The following is a 16,593-nucleotide window of genomic DNA, read 5'->3' on the forward strand; positions in this document are numbered from 1 at the left end:
GGGAGCGACAAGCGCTCCCCCTTCTCATCTATACCCGCATCGCTTCTTAACTACGACTCTTCCTTCACGCGCTGAATATTTGCGCCCAGCGCGTTGAGCTTCTCTTCAATGCGCTCATAGCCGCGATCGATATGGTAGATACGGTCTACGGTCGTCACGCCGTTAGCAATACAGCCGGCCAGAACCAGACTGGCGGACGCGCGAAGGTCTGTCGCCATCACCTGAGCAGGGGAAAGCTGGTCTACGCTGTGACAAATAACGGTATTGCCTTCGATTTCCGCGTGGGCGCCCATGCGGATCAGCTCAGGGATGTGCATAAAGCGGTTTTCAAAGATGGTTTCCGTGATAACGCCGGTGCCTTCCGCAACCAGATTGAGCAAAGAGAACTGGGCCTGCATGTCGGTAGGGAAGCCCGGATGCGGCGCGGTTCGCACGTTAACGCTGCGCGGACGCTTGCCCTTCATGTCCAGGCTAATCCAGTCTTCGCCGGTTTCAATTTCAGCGCCGGCTTCGCGCAGCTTGGCCAGCACGGCGTCCAGCATGTCGGGACGCGTGTTGCGGCACACGACCTTACCGCCGGAAACGGCCGCCGCCACCAGGAAGGTACCGGTTTCAATACGGTCAGGCAGTACGCGATAAACGCCGCCGCCCAGGCGCTCAACGCCTTCGATGGTAATATGATCGGTACCAGCACCGGTAATCTTGGCGCCAAGAGTGTTAAGAAACTCGGCGGTATCGACGATCTCCGGCTCGCGGGCCGCGTTCTCAATAATGGTCGTACCTTCCGCCAGCGTGGCTGCGCACATAATGGTAACCGTCGCACCAACGCTCACCTTATCCATAACGATATGCGCGCCTTTTAAGCGCCCGTTAACGGACGCCTTGACGTAGCCTTCCTCTAACTTGATTTCCGCACCAAGCTGCTCCAAGCCGCTAATGTGCAGGTCAACGGGGCGAGCGCCGATTGCACACCCGCCAGGGAGAGAAACTTCACCGTGGCCAAAACGAGACACCAGCGGCCCCAGCGCCCAGATAGAAGCGCGCATGGTTTTCACCAAATCGTAAGGCGCACAGAGTTCGGTCACATTAGAGGCATCGACAAAAATAGAGCCGTTGCGTTCAATTTTCACGCCCAAGCGGCTAAGCAGCTTAATCGTTGTGTCGATATCCTTAAGTTTGGGAACGTTTTGCAGCTCCACCGGCTCTTCGGCCAGCAGTGCGGCAAACAGAATTGGCAGCGCGGCGTTTTTCGCCCCGGAAATTGTGACCTCGCCGCTAAGACGCGTAGGCCCCTGTACTCGAAATTTGTCCATAACCGTTCTCTCTTAAAAAAACCCGCGATCAGCATGCACCGCTTCGGTGAAGTGATTGTGATGTCTATGCGTTTTTTTCTTCACTGAAGGCAAAAAGTGAATTACAGACCGTTTAGCTTACGATCGCGTTCCCACTCTGCCGGGGTGTACACTTTGATCGATAACGCGTGAATACGGTTATCGGAGATATATTCCGCCAGCGGCGCGTAAACTGCCTGCTGCTGTTTGACTCGGCTCATGCCTGCAAAAATTTCACCGATGGCAATCACCTGAAAATGGCTGCCGTCGCCGGTAACGTGGGCATCCTGCAGGTTTAGGGCATCCATTAAAATCTGTCTGATGAGGGTAGTTTCCATGGGCTTTTCTGTGCTCACTGGGTTAAACATGCCAAGCCGCTGCGGATGAAAAAACAACCAAAGTCGAGAAGCAGGCGGCCGTCATTTTTATAACGATAAAAACAGCGTACCGGCACATTTTACTGCGCCGGTACGATAGGCTAGGGTTTATAGTATCACAGCCCTTCGCTCTGGCTCACCAGATACGGCTGAATAATTTGCTGCAAATTGTAGAGCGCCATCAGCGAGCTCAGCTTTTCCGTCAGCCCGACCAGCATAACGGGGCGCTTACGGGCGGACGTTGCGTCCAGCAAATAAACCAGCATCGCCAGGCCGGGCGAGTCAACGCGATCGAGCCCGGCCACGTCAAGCGTGTGAACCTCTGGTGGAATAAACGTCTGACGCGCATCCCACAGAGGCATCAGCGTCTCACGGTTTAAATCGCCGCTCAACGCCATAGTGCCGTCATTAACCCGCCAGTCTAACGACGCCGAGGCCATTATTTGCTGTCCAGCTTAATAGGCTGTTTAGAAAGCGCGCTCAGCTGCGTGGTCAATCCGTCAACGCCGTCGCGGCGCAGCGTCTCCGCCCACTCGTTCTGCTTGGTGGTGATCATGCTGATGCCTTCGGCAATCATGTCATAGGCCTTCCACTCGCCGGTTTTGCTGTTCTTACGCCACTGGAAGTCAAGGCGGATCGGCGGGCGTCCGTTAGTGTCGTTGATGGTAATGCGAATGGACACGTTGTCTTTATCGCCAAGCGGCTGCTCCGGAGAGATCTGGTAGTTTTGGCCGTTATACATCGCCAGCGCCTGGCCGTAAGCCTGTTCCAGATAGGCCTCAAACGCAGGCATATAGGCATCACGCTGGGCCGGCGTCGCGTCCTTGTAATAGCGACCTAAAACCAGCGCTCCGGCATACTTCACCTGAACGTAAGGGATCAGCTCTTCCTTAACGATGGTTTTCAAATAGTCGGGATTGGCCTTGATTTTAGGCTGCTCCGCTTTCAAGCGGTTGAAGGTTTTCTCCGCCGCCGCCTGCATTTCCTGATAGGGATTATTCGCCGCTGCGTTAACCGCCAAAGGCGCAACGACAAGAAGCGCGGCCATCATAAAACGTTTAAACATAACTGTTCCTCTCACTACCCGTGGTTCATTACCCAAAATCAATGAGCGCTCTGCGGCTGTGCAGCGGGATCTTCCGCCGGCTTTTCATCGCCGCTCTTGTACAAGAACTGTCCAATCAGGTCTTCCAGCACCATCGCTGACTTGGTGTCTTTTAGCGTATCGCCGTTTTTAAGAATTGAGGTGCCCATATCTTCATCCTCAAAGCCTATGTTCAGCGCCAAAAACTGTTCCCCCAGCAGGCCTGCGGTACGAATAGACAGCGAGCTGGTGTCAGGAATGTGGTTATAGCGGTCCTGAATGTCGATAGCAACCCGCGGCAGGTAAGACTTTTCGTCAAGCGTAATATCCGCCACGCGGCCAATCAGCACGCCGCCCACCTTCACCGGCGAACGCACCTTAAGGCTGCCGATGTTGTCAAACGTTGCGTAGATTCGGTACGTCGGTTCATTGCCAAGCGACTTTACGTCCGCCACTTTCAAACACAGGAAAAGCAGTGAACACAGCCCAATGAGCATAAACACGCCTACCCAGATTTCCGTTTTTTTACTTTGCATCGATTTAGTTCCCAAACATCATTGCGGTCAGTACAAAATCCAAACCTAATACGGCAAGAGAGGCGTGCACGACGGTACGCGTCGTCGCTTGGCTAATGCCCTGCGACGTTGGAATACAGTCATAGCCGTTGTGCAACGCAATCCAGGTCACGGTGATAGCAAACACCATGCTTTTAATAAAACAGTTTAGTATGTCGGTATGCCAGCTGACGGAATCCTGCATCGCCGACCAGAAAAAGCCGCCGTCAATGCCCTTCCAGTCCACACCGACCATTGCACCGCCCAGAATGCCCACGGCGACAAAAATCGCGGTCAAAAGCGGCATGCTGATAAAACCGGCCCAGAAGCGCGGCGCCACCACCCGACGCAGGGGATCGACCGCCATCATCTCAAGGCTGGAGAGCTGCTCCGTCGCCTTCATCAGGCCTATCTCCGCCGTCAGGGCAGAACCCGCGCGACCGGCAAACAGCAGCGCGGTAACCACCGGGCCCAGCTCTCTGAGCAGCGACAGCGCCACCATCATACCGAGGCTCGCCTCGGCGCTGTAGGTGGTTAAAATAAGGTACCCTTGCAGCCCCAGCACCATGCCGATGAACAGGCCGGAAACGATGATAATCAGCAGGGACTGGACGCCGACGACGTACAGCTGCTTGATAAGCAGCGGCCACTGCTTTCGAAACTCCGGCGTCCCCACCAGCGCCCCATATAGCATAGCGCCAGAGCGACCGAACGAGCCGATAAAATGAATGCCCCGGCGCCCTAGCGACGCCAACGTCTGTAGCAACATCAGCTTAATAACTCCGTTTTATAATCATCGGCGGGAAAGCGGAAAGGCACCGGCCCGTCGGCAATGCCGTCAAGGAACTGCCGGGCGCGGGGGTCCGGATTAGCCCGCAGTTCGGCCGGAGATCCTTCGGCAATAACGTGATGCTCGGCCACGATATAAGCATAGTCCGCAATGCTCAGCACTTCGGGCACGTCGTGAGAAACGACAATGCAGGTAATACCCAGCGCGTTATTAAGCTCGTCGATAAGCTTCACCAACACGCCCATCGTGATAGGATCCTGACCGACAAACGGTTCGTCAAACATGATGAGCTCCGGCTCCAGCGCAATAGCGCGCGCCAGCGCAGCGCGGCGCGCCATGCCGCCAGAAAGCTCGGACGGCATCAGGTTCGCCGCGCCGCGCAGCCCTACCGCTTCAAGCTTCATTAATACCGTGCTGCGCACCAGCTCTTCTGGCAGGCGCGTATGTTCGCGCAGCGGATAGGCGACGTTTTCAAATACGGTTAAATCGGTGAACAGCGCGCCGGACTGAAACAGCATGCTCATTTTCTTACGAACGTCGTAAAGGCGCCTGCGGGAAAGCGAAGGGATATTGTCCCCATCAAAGATAATTTCGCCGCTGCTTGGGGTCAATTGGCCGCCGATGAGCCGCAAAAGGGTGGTTTTACCAATCCCCGAAGGCCCCATAATCGCGGTAACTTTTCCGCGCGGCACCGTCAGGTTGATATCCTGAAAAATTGGACGACCTCCGCGGAAAAACGACATCCCGCGCACTTCAACCAAATTTGTTGTCGACTTATTCATTCTCGTCCTTCACTATCAGGATGAAATACTTCATGTGTCCATCATAAGTATTTATATACTCTGGCTCAACTCCTCACCGTACGCCAAGACTAACGGTAAAGCAAAACCAAATCAGACCATCATCCATCACTCTATGAATCGGGCCGGCCGTTTAGCAAATTCTGCGGCCACGACCCGGCGGATATTATGACTAACGCACCATAATAAAGATGCTTCTTTACGTGAAATTTACACAAGCGGGCGATACAAATCCCCTTCCCCCTTACGACCACGGAGGATATAGCCTTATAATAGCCTCTAATCTCATTTCGCAGTTGGGATTTTACCATGTTGGCACTCATAATAGCGCTTTCGGCGACGCAGTGAGTTTGCGATTGGTGCCGCTGACCTGTTACGCTTAGCCACACTCATTTTTATGCCCTTATCGGGCGACGGCCGCTAACGTAGCGGTTGATATTTAGACTCATTTTTTGATTCATCCTTAAATACAGCGAGACAGCGCAATGTCCAGTTTTGACTTTCAGCAGGCGGGTAAGCAGGTTCTTGATATCGAAAGAAGCGCCCTGGACCAGCTTTATCAATACATAGACAAGGACTTCAACCGCGCCTGCGCCATGATGCTTGAGTGCAAGGGCAAGGTCATCGTGATGGGAATGGGGAAATCCGGCCACATCGGCTGTAAGATCGCCGCCTCTTTCGCCAGTACGGGAACGCCCTCTTTCTTTGTGCACCCGGCCGAAGCAAGCCACGGCGATCTGGGCATGATAACCGCAAACGACGTGGTGATAGCTATCTCTTATTCCGGCGAATCCAGCGAAATTATGGCGCTGGTTCCGGTCATTAAACGCCTGCAAATTCCGCTTATCTGCATGACGGGCAACCCTAACAGTGCCATGGGCAAAGTGGCCGACGTCCACCTGTGCGTTCACGTCCCTAAAGAAGCCTGCCCGCTGGGGCTTGCGCCAACCAGCAGCACCACGGCGACGCTGGTAATGGGCGACGCGCTGGCCGTCGCGCTGCTCAAAGCCAAGGGATTCACCGCCGATGACTTCGCGCTTTCTCACCCCGGCGGCGCGCTAGGGCGCAAACTGTTGCTGCGGGTCAGCGACATTATGCACGCAGGCGATGAAATCCCTCGCGTTGCCGCCGACGCGACGCTAAGAGAAGCGCTGGTTGAGATTACCCGTAAAAATCTGGGGCTGACCGTCATCTGCAATGACGACATGATAATTAAAGGCATCTTTACCGACGGTGACTTACGACGTATTTTCGACCAGAATATTGATATCAGAGATGCAAAAATCGCTGACGTCATGACTAAAGGCGGCATCCGGGTTTCCCCTTCGATTCTGGCGGTTGAAGCGCTGAATCTGATGCAGTCTAAGCACATCACAGCGCTTATCGTCGCCGAAGGCGATAAGTTGGAAGGCGTCGTGCACATGCATGATATGCTGCGCGCAGGCGTCGTTTAGGGCAAAATAGAACGTTTACGTCATTCGGGCTGAGCGTTTTAAAGAGTATTGATATGATTGATACGTGCTATGGCACTGTAGAAGAAGAGGTTTTCCAGCGCGCCAGCGCCGTTCGTTTGCTTATCTGCGACGTGGACGGCGTGATGTCCGACGGACTTATCTATATGGGCAACCATGGCGAAGAGCTGAAGGCGTTTAGCGTACGCGACGGCTACGGCATCCGCTGCCTGCTGACGTCTGGCGTTGAGGTAGCGATTCTTACCGGCCGTAAGGACAAGCTGGTTGCAGAGCGCGCAAAAACGCTGGGGATCGCTCATCTTTATCAGGGGCTGTCTGATAAGCTCGTTCCGTTCAACAAAATGCTTCACGAGCTGTCGCTGGCCCCTGAGCAGGTCGCCTATATCGGCGACGATCTTATCGACTGGCCCGTTATGGCGCAGGTTGGTTTAGCCGTGGCCGTAGCCGATGCCCATCCCTGGCTTCTGACCAAAGCGCACTTTGTGACCAGAACGCCGGGCGGCCGAGGCGCAGTACGCGAGCTGTGCGACCTTATATTACAGGCGCAGGGAAAGCTTGACGACGCTCGGGGGCTATCGATATGAGCAAGCTGAAGACCGTTATCACCGTACTGCTGACGCTCGCCGTTTTGGGCCTGATCGGCTGGAATCTGGCGGATAAAGAGGACGCTCAGTCCATCGTTCCGCCCGATGACAAAGAGCCGACCTACCAAAGCCAGCAAATGATCACCATCGTGTATAATCCCGAAGGTCTATTAAACTACAAGTTAACGGCGGAAGACGTAAAATACTACGCCAAGCCGGAAGACACCTGGTTTACCAGCCCGGTGATGATCGTATTCGATAAAGAGCAGGTCGCCATCTGGTCGATCCGGGCAAACCGTGCGAAACTGACAAAAAGCCGCATGCTTTATTTGTATGGCGATGTGGAGGTCAACAGCCTGACGGCCACCTCGCAGTTGGAAAAAATCAAGACAGACAACGCTGATATCAACCTGACGACGCAAGATATCAGCTCTGACGATCGCGTCACGCTTTATGGGGCAAGTTTTACCTCTGAAGGGATGAAGATGCGCGGAAACCTGCGCAGTAAAACAGCTAAGCTGATTGAAAAGGTAAAAACCTATTATGAAGTTCAACCAAAAGCCGGTAACAAAAATGCACCGTAACCCTAACGTCGGACGCTCGGCGCTTGTTGCCGCCGCACTGCTTTTGACCAGCACGTCGGCGTTTGCGCTAAAGGACGACACAAACCAGCCGATCAACATTACGTCAGCCCAACAGTCGCTGGACATGACGGGTAACGTCGTTACCTTTACCGGTGATGTGGTCGTCAAGCAGGGTTCTATCGACATTCGCGCAGACAAAGTCGTTGTAACCCGCCCTGAAAACGAGAAAGGCAAAGAGGTCGTGGAAGCTTTCGGCAATCCGGTGACCTTTTACCAGCTTCAAGACAACGGCAAGCCGGTGAAGGGGCACGGTCAGAAGCTGCGCTATGAGCTGGCGACCGACTTTGTCGACCTGACCGGCAACGCCTACCTTGAACAGCTGGACAGCAACGTACAGGGCGACCGAATCACCTATAAAGTTAAAGAGCAGAAGATGGAAGCCTTTAGTAACAAAGGCAAGCGCGTCACCACCATTCTGGTGCCGTCCCAGCTGCAGAAAAAGAATTAACCATGGCGCGCTTGCGCGTGACGAAAAGAAGAGTAAACGATAACGCATGGCAACACTAACAGCAGAGAATCTGGCAAAAGCCTACAAAGGCCGCCGCGTCGTAGAAGACGTCAGCCTGACGGTCAACTCCGGCGAAATCGTTGGCCTGCTGGGGCCTAACGGCGCGGGAAAGACAACGACCTTTTATATGGTCGTCGGCATCGTGCAGCGCGACGCAGGCTCTATCGCTATCGACGGTGAAGACATTAGCCTGTTGCCGCTGCACGCCCGCGCCCGCCGCGGCATTGGCTACCTGCCGCAGGAAGCCTCTATTTTTCGGCGTCTGAGCGTCTACGATAACCTGATGGCAGTGCTTCAGATTCGTAACGATTTAAACAGCCAACAGCGCGAAGACCGCGCCAACGAGCTGCTGGAAGAGTTTCATATCGATCACCTGCGCAAGAATCTGGGGCAGTCCCTGTCAGGTGGTGAACGCCGTCGGGTAGAGATCGCCCGCGCGCTGGCCGCCAACCCCAAGTTTATCCTGCTGGATGAACCGTTCGCCGGCGTTGACCCGATTTCCGTCATTGATATTAAAAAGATCATCGAGCACCTGCGCGACAGCGGCTTGGGCGTACTAATAACGGACCACAACGTTCGCGAAACGCTGGACGTCTGCGAACGCGCCTATATCGTAAGCCAAGGCCATCTGATTGCGCACGGTACGCCTTCTTCTATTCTGGAAGACGAACACGTTAAGCGCGTTTATCTGGGCAACGAGTTCAGACTTTAAGCAAAAGAGACGTAAAGCGGTACTATGAAGCAAGGTTTACAGCTCAGGCTAAGCCAACAGTTAACCATGACGCCCCAACTACAGCAGGCCATTCGTCTGCTGCAGCTGTCGACGCTTGAGCTACAGCAGGAGATTCAAACCGCGCTGGAGAGCAACCCGCTGCTTGAACAGGCTGACGCCCACGACGAAATCGACGCGCGCGAAGAGCCCGAGATGGAGAATATTGACACCAGCGACGCGCTGCAACAGTCGGATATTCCCGAAGACCTCCCGCTGGACGCCTCCTGGGACGAAATCTACACCGCAGGTACGCCTTCCGGCACCCGCAACGACTACGGGGACGACGAGCTGCCCGTCTTTCAGGGCGAGACCACGCTGACGCTTCAGGACCATCTGATATGGCAAATGGATCTCACCCCCTTTACCGAGCTGGATAAGGCTATCGCCGTCGCCATCATCGACGCCGTCGACGATGCGGGCTATCTTACCGTCCCGCTGGAAGACATCGCCGAAAGCCTGGGGCAGGAAGATGAAGCGGTAGACATCGCAGAAATTGAGGCGGTGCTTAAGCGCATTCAACGCTTCGATCCGGTCGGCGTCGCCGCGCGCGACCTGCGCGAATGCCTGCTGGTGCAGCTATCCCAGCTGGATAAAAACACCCCGGGGCTTACGCAGGCGTGTGAGATCGTTTCAGAGCACTTGACCCTGCTGGGCAATCACGACTTTAGAACGCTGCTAAAACTGACTCGAATCAGCGAATCGTTGCTAAAAGAAGCGATGCAGCTTATTCAAAGCCTCGATCCGCGCCCCGGCCAATCGATATACGCCAGCGAATCGGAATACGTCATTCCCGACGTCCTAGTGCGTAAAATTCAGGGGAAATGGTGCGTGGAGCTCAATACGGAAAGCGTTCCGCGGCTTCGCATCAACCAGCACTACGCCGCCATGACCAACACGCATAACGCCAGCGATAATCAGTATATCCGCAGCCATTTGCAGGACGCAAAGTGGCTGATAAAAAGCCTGGAAAGCCGTAACGATACGCTGCTACGGGTAACGGAATGCATCGTGGAGCGCCAAGAGGCCTTCTTCGAGTCAGGGCCGGAATTTATGAAGCCCATGGTTTTAGCAGACATCGCCCAGGCCGTTGATATGCACGAGTCCACCATCTCACGGGTGACTACGCAAAAATATCTGCACAGCCCGCGCGGCATTTTTGAGCTAAAATACTTCTTCTCCAGCCATGTGAGCACCGAAAGCGGCGGCGAAGCCTCCTCTACCGCCATCCGTGCGCTGGTGAAAAAAATGATCTCGGCCGAGAATCCCTCCAAGCCGCTCAGCGACAGTAAAATCGCCGATATGCTAACGGAACAGGGAATTATGGTCGCCAGAAGGACCGTGGCAAAATACCGAGAGTCGTTGTCCATTCCTCCCTCAAACCTGCGTAAGCAGCTGGTTTGAGCCAACGGTTGCTATAAATGATGAGCACGCTATCCACCACACAACTACGCGCCATTCTCAAGCCTGAAAGCACGCGCTGCGCGGTTCACTGTTCCAGCAAAAAGCGCGCGCTGGAAATTATCAGCGAGCTGGCCGCCGAGCAGCTAAATATCCCTGTCGCCACCGTTTTTGAGGCTATCCTCAGCCGTGAGCGCATGGGCACAACCGGCATCGGCGCAGGCGTCGCAATCCCTCACGGCAAGCTGGAAGAAGACACCACCCGCGCCGTTGGCGTATTTATTACGCTTGAGCAACCGGTTAGCTTCGACGCGGCGGATAACCAGCCGGTCGACATCCTGTTCGCGCTTTTAGTGCCTGAGGGCGAGTGCCAAAGCTATCTGGAAACGCTGTCAGCAATTGCCCAACGTTTTAGCGATAAAACCCTGTGCCGCCAGCTGCGCATCGCACAGACGGACGAAGAGCTGTACCAGCTGCTGGCCGGTGCGACGGACGCTCAGGAAGAAGCGCCGAAGCCTGAAGAAGATTCGTCCGTTGATGAATCGCATGATGAGAAGTAATGACACAAAATGATGGCATAAAGTTGCTTTTGTCATGTAGAGTGAAAACGTTATCGCTATATACGTATACAGTGCCAATGAAGGCAAACGAATTATCCTGCGGCGATGAGCGATAGCACAGCCGACCGTAGATTAACCTCGTATTACGATCACTAAGGGGAAGAGTAACATGGTGCTGATGATTGTCAGCGGCCGTTCCGGCTCGGGTAAATCCGTCGCGCTCCGTGCGCTGGAGGATATGGGGTTCTACTGTGTCGACAACCTGCCTGTGGTGCTACTGCCGCAGCTGGCGGAAACGCTCTCTCAGCGAGAAACGTCCGCCGCCGTCAGCATTGACGTACGAAACCTGCCTGAAACGCCAGAGATCCTGGAAGAGGTGCTCAACGGCCTGCCCGGCGACTTCACGCCCCAGCTTCTGTTTTTAGACGCCGACCGTAATACGCTTATCCGCCGCTACAGCGACACCCGTCGTCTGCATCCGCTGTCGAATAAAAACCTGTCGCTTGAGAGCGCTATTGACGAAGAGGACGCCCTGCTTGAGCCTCTGCGTTCGCGGGCCGACCTGATTATCGACACGGCCGAAATGTCCGTACACGAACTGGCCGAAATGCTCAGGGCCCGCCTGCTCGGCAAGCGCGAACGCGAGCTGACGATGGTGTTTGAATCCTTCGGCTTTAAGCACGGCATCCCCATCGACGCCGACTACGTGTTTGACGTGCGCTTCCTGCCTAACCCCCACTGGGATCCCAAGCTTCGCCCAATGACCGGGCTCGACAAGCCGGTAGCCGCGTTTCTGGACCGACACACGGAAGTTCACAACTTCATTTATCAGACCCGCAGCTATCTGGAGCAGTGGCTGCCGATGCTGGAAACCAACAACCGCAGCTACCTGACGGTCGCCATCGGCTGTACGGGCGGCAAGCATCGTTCCGTCTATGTCGCTGAGCAGTTGGCGGACTATTTCCGCTCGCGCGGGAAGAACGTCCAGTCCCGCCACCGCACGCTGGAAAAGCGTAAAACTGATGGAAAAAGCGGCGGTTAAAGCAAAAAATAACCCGTTAGCCATTCCCTGACTTTGCTGATATGATGCACAGAGTTAACACACGTTTCCGCGCTGACGAATTTTACGTTACGCGGCGATCGGATGGCTTATTATGCGATCCCGATCGTTTTAATTTGCTTAATACCTATTGATAATCGGGTTGCAACTTACGTTAAGCCCCCGCATTAAGCTGCGGGGGTTTTGTTTTGCTTAGAGCCCGCACAACGTTAATTGGGACTTCATCAAGGATATTATCGGAGTAATGTATGCTTAAACCCACCATCATCATCAATGAACTGGATGCAGAGCGTATCGATATGCTGCTTGAACGCCCTGAGTTCGCTTCATCGCCGGTGGCTCAGGCACTGACTGAAGAAATCGACAGGGCAGAAATCGTCGCCCCCGAGCAGATGCCGGCCGACGTGGTTACCATGAACAGCCGCGTTCGTTTTATCGATCTCAGCAATCAGGAAGAGCGGGTGCGAACTCTGGTATTCCCTAACGCCCTGACGGACAGCAACGAACAGCTTTCCGTAATGGCGCCTATCGGCGCCGCGCTGCTCGGCCTTCGCGTCGGCGCTGACATCAGCTGGCATCTGCCCAACGGTACGGTCACGAAAATTAAAGTGCTGGAACTGCTGCACCAGCCGGAAGCCGCCGGCGAACACCAGTAACGAAAAACCGACAATAAAAAATGGGCCGCGCGGTTTGCATCGGCCCATTTTTTTATCGTAATTTTTTACCGCAAGAAAGGCGCTTTATTCGCCCGCAATCTTCATTTGCTCAATCAGTACCGAACCACACTGAATGTTGCTGCGCGTCTCAACGTCGTCCCCAACGGTAACGATGTTACGCAGCATCTCTTTCAGATTGCCGGCAATGGTAATCTCGCTGACCGGATACTGAATTTCGCCGTTCTCAACCCAAAAGCCTGCAGCGCCGCGGGAATAGTCGCCGGTAACGGTGCTCACGCCCTGCCCCATGAGTTCAGTCACCAGCAGACCGCGCCCCATCTGCTTAAGCATGGCGTCAAAGCCCAGCCCCTGCCCGGCAATCCGCCAGTTGTGAATGCCGCCCGCGTGGCCAGTATTGGTCATGCCGAGCTTACGGGCCGAATAGCTGGTCAAAAGCCAGGTTTCCAGCACGCCGGCGTTGACGATTTCGCGAGAGCGCGTGGCGATCCCTTCACTGTCAAACGGCGTTGAGGCCAACCCTTTCAGGATGTGCGGACGTTCGCTAATCGTAAGCCAGGAAGGCAGTATCTGCTTGCCCAGCTCGTTTAACAAAAAGGTGGACTTACGATAAACGTTGCCGCCGCTGATGGCCGAAACCAGATGGCCAAACAGCCCGGTCGCCACTTCGGCGCTGAACATCACCGGCGCCTGCATCGTGGGCAGCTTGCGCGGGCTTAAACGGGACAGCGTGCGGCGAGCGGCCTCCTGCCCTACCCACTCGGCGCTCTTAAGATCGGACGCCACGCGGGAGATAGTGTAAGCGTAGTCGCGCTCCATGTCGCCGTCCTGCTCGGCGATAACGCAGCAGGACATAGAGTGTCGGCTGCTGCAGTAACTTTGCAGCATGCCGTGGCTATTGCCGTAGACCTTTACGCCATAGTGGCTGTTAAAGCTGCCGCCCTCGCTGTTGGTAATGCGCGGGTCGGCTTCTAGCGCGCTGCGCTCGGCCCGAGCGGCCAGTTCGATGAAGCGTTCCGCGTCAAGCTCAACGGGGTGAAACAGATCCAGATCCGGCGCGTCAAAGGCCATCAGATCGCGTTCACCAATGCCAGAGTAGGCATCAGCGGAGGTGTAACGAGCAATGTCGAGCGCCGCCTGAACCGTGCGCGCAATCGCATCCGGGCTCAGATCCGTAGACGACGCGCTGCCCTTGCGCTGCTGGTGAAATACCGTAATGCCGAGCGCCCCGTCGCTGTTGAATTCAACGTTCTCCACCTCGCCAAAGCGGGTGGAAACGCCAATCCCCGTTGACTTCGTCACGCTGACTTCCGCCGCGTCGGATGCCGTCTTAGCCAGCTCCAGCGCCTGGGCTACTGCCTGTTCCAGCGCTTTACGCTGCTCTGCCACCTGATTCACAATGCTCATACTTCAAGGTTCGCCATGGTCTTAAAAAAAGATGACCACAGTTTAACAGGATCCGAGCACAATTTCGCACATCGTCGACAACCTGTTACTATTAGCACATGTGACGGCTAACGCCGATTTTTCAGAATCAGGCCAGATGACAAGATGAGCAAATTTAAAGATGACGAGCAGTGGCTCGACGATCCCCTTCCCGGTGACCAGCCTGAAGAAGACGAAGAGATTATATGGGTCAGCAAAAGTGAAATTAAGCGGGATGCCGAAGCGCTTAAGGATCTGGGCGTAGAGCTGGTAAAACTTGGGAAAAACGCATTAGAGCGCATCCCTCTTGACGAAGACCTGCGCGCCGCTATCGATCTCGCCCAGCGCATCAAAAAAGAGGGCTACCGCCGCCAGATCCAGCTGATAGGCAAAATGCTGCGCGCCAGAGACGTCGAGCCAATCCAAACGGCGCTGGATAAGCTTAAAAACCGCCACAACCAGCAGGTCGTCGTTTTCCACAAGCTGGAAAGCCTGCGCGATCGCCTGATCGACGGCGGCGATGACGCCATTACTGAGGTGATAAACCTCTATCCAAACGGCGATCGCCAGCAGCTGCGCTCAATGGTCAGAACCGCGCAAAAAGAGCGCGCGGGCAACAAGCCGCCTAAAGCGTACCGGCAAATTTTCCAATACCTTAAAGAGCTGGCGGAGCAGGACGAGTAGCATTCCACCTTTAGCCCGAAACAAACGGCCGAGAGAGCGCTCTTTCGGCCGTTTGTTTATTTTTCTTTTCCACAGTGTTAAACGCTCCGCATCTCTCACGAAATATCAAAAATCCTCACGCTCAATGCGTCATCGGGCTCTAAGTCTGACTACCTATAAATAATTAGAATATCCCCAAATTTATTATGGGGACTTAAAATGAAAAACAAGACGACTACAACCCTTAGCGTTTGCGCTCTGGCCATGGGCGTGACTTTTAGTGGAAGCGTTTTGGCGGCCGACGCCGTCGTACTTAACGGAAAAAACCTGACTCTGGAAGACGCTTGGGCCGTTGCCGCGCAGGGAAAAATTGTCAAGATAGACACAGGCGCGATGGAAAAGATGAAGCGCTCTAACGAGCTGCTGATGCTGGCCGCTGAACAGGGCGTACCCGTTTATGGCCTGACCGTCGGCGTAGGTCTGAATAAAGACAAATCGCTGTTCGACGCCCACGGCAAGCTAAGCCCGGAGGTGCTGGATGCCTCTCGCGCCTTTAACCGCAACGCGCTGCGCGCTCACGGTGCGGGCGTAGGGCCGGATATGCCCGTCGATTTGGTGAGAATGGCGATGGTGATTCGTCTTAACACCATGCTGACCGGCGCTACCGGCGCGCAGCCTTACGTCGCCGAACTGTATGAGCAGTTCCTCAACAAGGGCATTACGCCGGTCGTTCCCTCACAGGGCTCCGTCGGCGAAGCGGACATCACGCTGGCTTCCCACATCGGCGACGCCATGATGGGAGAATGGCGGGTTATCGTAGATAACAAGACCATCCCCGCCGCCGTTGCGCTGAAAAACGCGGGCATTAAACCGCTGGAGCCGATGGGTAAAGACGCCCTTTCCATCCTTTCCACCAATTCAATCTCTACCGCCTACTCCGCCAAAGCGATTATGAACGCGGGGCAGGTCGTCAACGTGACGCCGGTGGTGTTTGGCCTGAGTTTAGAAGGCCTTAACGGCAACGTTTCTCCAGTGCTGCCGCAGAGCATCTCCGTTCGGCCGTTCCCCGGCCTGGCCGACAGCGCCAAGTCCATTCGCGACGCGCTAACCGGCTCCTACCTGTGGCAGCCCAACGAAAAGCGCCCGCTTCAGGATCCGCTCTCTTTCCGCACCACCGTATTTGCGCTCAACGAAGCCAAGCGCGATCTGGCTAACGCGCAGGAAATGCTGTCCATCCAGATGAACAGCTCCGATGACAACCCGGCGGTGATTCTTGACGCCAGCGAAGAGTACGCGCAAAACGGCCAGGTGAAGCAGTATTACGTGAAGGGCAAAGACATTAAGGGCGCGATTTACCCGACCTCCAACTTTGAACCGCTGCCTCTGGCGCTGGCGGTGCAGAAGCTGTCGGTATCGTTGGCCCATCTGTCCCACAACAGCGTACAGCGCACGCTTCACCTGTCTGACGACCACTTCACCGGCTTGAGCCGCTTCCTGACGGCGGAAGGCAACCCCGGGCACGCCTTTGGCGCCATCCAAAAGCCACAGGTCGCGCTCCACTCTGAAAACGTCGATCTGGCCAATCCGGTCTCGCTGGACGGCCAGGTGATGGCGGGCACTATCGAAGATACCTTTACCAATAATCTGTACGCCTCTCAGCGCCTGCAGCGCATCGTCGACAACGTCACGACCATCTACAGCCTGGAGCTTCTGCACTCGACGCAGGCCATCGACCTTCGCAAGAAAGTCATGCCGGAGATGAAGATGGGCCAGCAAACCCAGGCGCTGTATCAGGCCTATCGCAAAGTCGTCCCGTTTGTTGACCAGGACCGCATCTACAGCGACGACATTAAAAACGGCGCAGCGCTGGTTGCCGATTACCCGGTGCAAAAATAGG

General features: G+C 55.2%; 19 protein-coding genes. 11 read left to right on the top strand and 8 right to left on the bottom strand.

Features of this window, described 5'->3' with window-relative positions; genetic code table 11:
- Window positions 1-50 precede the first annotated feature (50 nt).
- From murA to mlaF, 7 genes are all read right to left on the bottom strand, one after another.
- A complete protein-coding gene (murA, locus tag V8L73_RS15265; protein ID WP_027274882.1) occupies window positions 51-1,313 on the bottom strand; it encodes a UDP-N-acetylglucosamine 1-carboxyvinyltransferase in 1,263 nt (420 codons plus the stop codon).
- Window positions 1,314-1,414: 101 nt separating this feature from the next.
- The gene (ibaG, locus tag V8L73_RS15270; RefSeq protein WP_027274881.1) at window positions 1,415-1,669 is read right to left on the bottom strand and encodes a BolA family iron metabolism protein IbaG; all 255 of its coding nucleotides are present in this window, start codon (window positions 1,667-1,669) and stop codon (window positions 1,415-1,417) included.
- Window positions 1,670-1,824: 155 nt separating this feature from the next.
- Window positions 1,825-2,148, bottom strand: a complete 324-nt coding sequence (gene mlaB / locus V8L73_RS15275; protein ID WP_036023978.1) for a lipid asymmetry maintenance protein MlaB — start codon at window positions 2,146-2,148, stop codon at window positions 1,825-1,827.
- Window positions 2,148-2,774, bottom strand: a complete 627-nt coding sequence (mlaC, locus tag V8L73_RS15280; RefSeq protein WP_027274880.1) for a phospholipid-binding protein MlaC — start codon at window positions 2,772-2,774, stop codon at window positions 2,148-2,150. Before mlaC ends, mlaB begins: the two co-directional genes overlap by 1 nt.
- 38 nt (window positions 2,775-2,812) lie before the next feature.
- Window positions 2,813-3,328: an outer membrane lipid asymmetry maintenance protein MlaD gene (gene mlaD, locus V8L73_RS15285; RefSeq protein ID WP_027274879.1), complete on the bottom strand. Its 516-nt coding sequence runs from the start codon at window positions 3,326-3,328 to the stop codon at window positions 2,813-2,815.
- A gap of 4 nt (window positions 3,329-3,332) precedes the next feature.
- A complete protein-coding gene (mlaE, locus tag V8L73_RS15290) occupies window positions 3,333-4,115 on the bottom strand; it encodes a lipid asymmetry maintenance ABC transporter permease subunit MlaE (RefSeq protein ID WP_027274878.1) in 783 nt (260 codons plus the stop codon).
- Complete coding sequence (gene mlaF / locus V8L73_RS15295) at window positions 4,115-4,918, bottom strand: phospholipid ABC transporter ATP-binding protein MlaF (protein WP_261832028.1); 804 nt, start codon at window positions 4,916-4,918, stop codon at window positions 4,115-4,117. Before mlaF ends, mlaE begins: the two co-directional genes overlap by 1 nt.
- A 503-nt stretch (window positions 4,919-5,421) precedes the next feature.
- Between mlaF and kdsD the strand changes: the two genes are divergently transcribed.
- The 9 genes from kdsD to rnk all read left to right on the top strand — a co-directional run bounded on the left by kdsD (window position 5,422) and on the right by rnk (window position 12,590).
- Window positions 5,422-6,390 carry an arabinose-5-phosphate isomerase KdsD gene (kdsD, locus tag V8L73_RS15300; protein WP_347253376.1) on the top strand — a complete coding sequence of 323 codons (969 nt, stop codon included), beginning with the start codon at window positions 5,422-5,424 and terminating at the stop codon, window positions 6,388-6,390.
- A 53-nt stretch (window positions 6,391-6,443) separates the two neighbouring features.
- Complete coding sequence (kdsC, locus tag V8L73_RS15305) at window positions 6,444-6,992, top strand: 3-deoxy-manno-octulosonate-8-phosphatase KdsC (protein ID WP_261832027.1); 549 nt, start codon at window positions 6,444-6,446, stop codon at window positions 6,990-6,992.
- Entirely contained in the window at window positions 6,989-7,576 is a 588-nt protein-coding gene (gene lptC / locus V8L73_RS15310) for an LPS export ABC transporter periplasmic protein LptC (protein ID WP_027274874.1), read from the top strand. The genes kdsC and lptC overlap by 4 nt, the downstream gene beginning before the upstream one ends.
- Window positions 7,566-8,084, top strand: coding sequence for a lipopolysaccharide ABC transporter substrate-binding protein LptA (gene lptA / locus V8L73_RS15315; RefSeq protein ID WP_027274873.1), 519 nt, complete (start codon window positions 7,566-7,568; stop codon window positions 8,082-8,084). The genes lptC and lptA overlap by 11 nt, the downstream gene beginning before the upstream one ends.
- A gap of 46 nt (window positions 8,085-8,130) precedes the next feature.
- A complete protein-coding gene (gene lptB / locus V8L73_RS15320; RefSeq protein ID WP_027274872.1) occupies window positions 8,131-8,856 on the top strand; it encodes an LPS export ABC transporter ATP-binding protein in 726 nt (241 codons plus the stop codon).
- A 24-nt stretch (window positions 8,857-8,880) separates the two neighbouring features.
- Window positions 8,881-10,317, top strand: a complete 1,437-nt coding sequence (rpoN, locus tag V8L73_RS15325; protein WP_027274871.1) for an RNA polymerase factor sigma-54 — start codon at window positions 8,881-8,883, stop codon at window positions 10,315-10,317.
- Window positions 10,318-10,337: 20 nt separating this feature from the next.
- Window positions 10,338-10,874: a PTS IIA-like nitrogen regulatory protein PtsN gene (ptsN, locus tag V8L73_RS15330; RefSeq protein WP_071783377.1), complete on the top strand. Its 537-nt coding sequence runs from the start codon at window positions 10,338-10,340 to the stop codon at window positions 10,872-10,874.
- Between the two features lie 169 nt (window positions 10,875-11,043).
- Window positions 11,044-11,916, top strand: coding sequence for an RNase adapter RapZ (rapZ, locus tag V8L73_RS15335; RefSeq protein ID WP_027274870.1), 873 nt, complete (start codon window positions 11,044-11,046; stop codon window positions 11,914-11,916).
- A gap of 266 nt (window positions 11,917-12,182) precedes the next feature.
- Window positions 12,183-12,590 (top strand): nucleoside diphosphate kinase regulator, encoded by a 408-nt coding sequence (gene rnk / locus V8L73_RS15340; RefSeq protein ID WP_027274869.1) that lies wholly within the window; start codon window positions 12,183-12,185, stop codon window positions 12,588-12,590.
- Window positions 12,591-12,674: 84 nt separating this feature from the next.
- Here the strand turns inward: rnk and pmbA are convergent, their stop codons facing one another.
- Window positions 12,675-14,015, bottom strand: coding sequence for a metalloprotease PmbA (gene pmbA, locus V8L73_RS15345; protein ID WP_027274868.1), 1,341 nt, complete (start codon window positions 14,013-14,015; stop codon window positions 12,675-12,677).
- A 144-nt stretch (window positions 14,016-14,159) separates the two neighbouring features.
- On the opposite strand from pmbA, the gene yjgA reads away from it, so the two are divergent.
- Window positions 14,160-14,717 carry a ribosome biogenesis factor YjgA gene (yjgA, locus tag V8L73_RS15350; RefSeq protein WP_027274867.1) on the top strand — a complete coding sequence of 186 codons (558 nt, stop codon included), beginning with the start codon at window positions 14,160-14,162 and terminating at the stop codon, window positions 14,715-14,717.
- Window positions 14,718-14,915: 198 nt separating this feature from the next.
- Window positions 14,916-16,592 carry an HAL/PAL/TAL family ammonia-lyase gene (locus V8L73_RS15355; protein ID WP_261832025.1) on the top strand — a complete coding sequence of 559 codons (1,677 nt, stop codon included), beginning with the start codon at window positions 14,916-14,918 and terminating at the stop codon, window positions 16,590-16,592.
- Window position 16,593 lies beyond the last annotated feature (1 nt).

The organism is Leminorella grimontii (assembly GCF_039789245.1).
GTDB classification, from domain to species: domain Bacteria; phylum Pseudomonadota; class Gammaproteobacteria; order Enterobacterales; family Enterobacteriaceae; genus Leminorella; species Leminorella grimontii.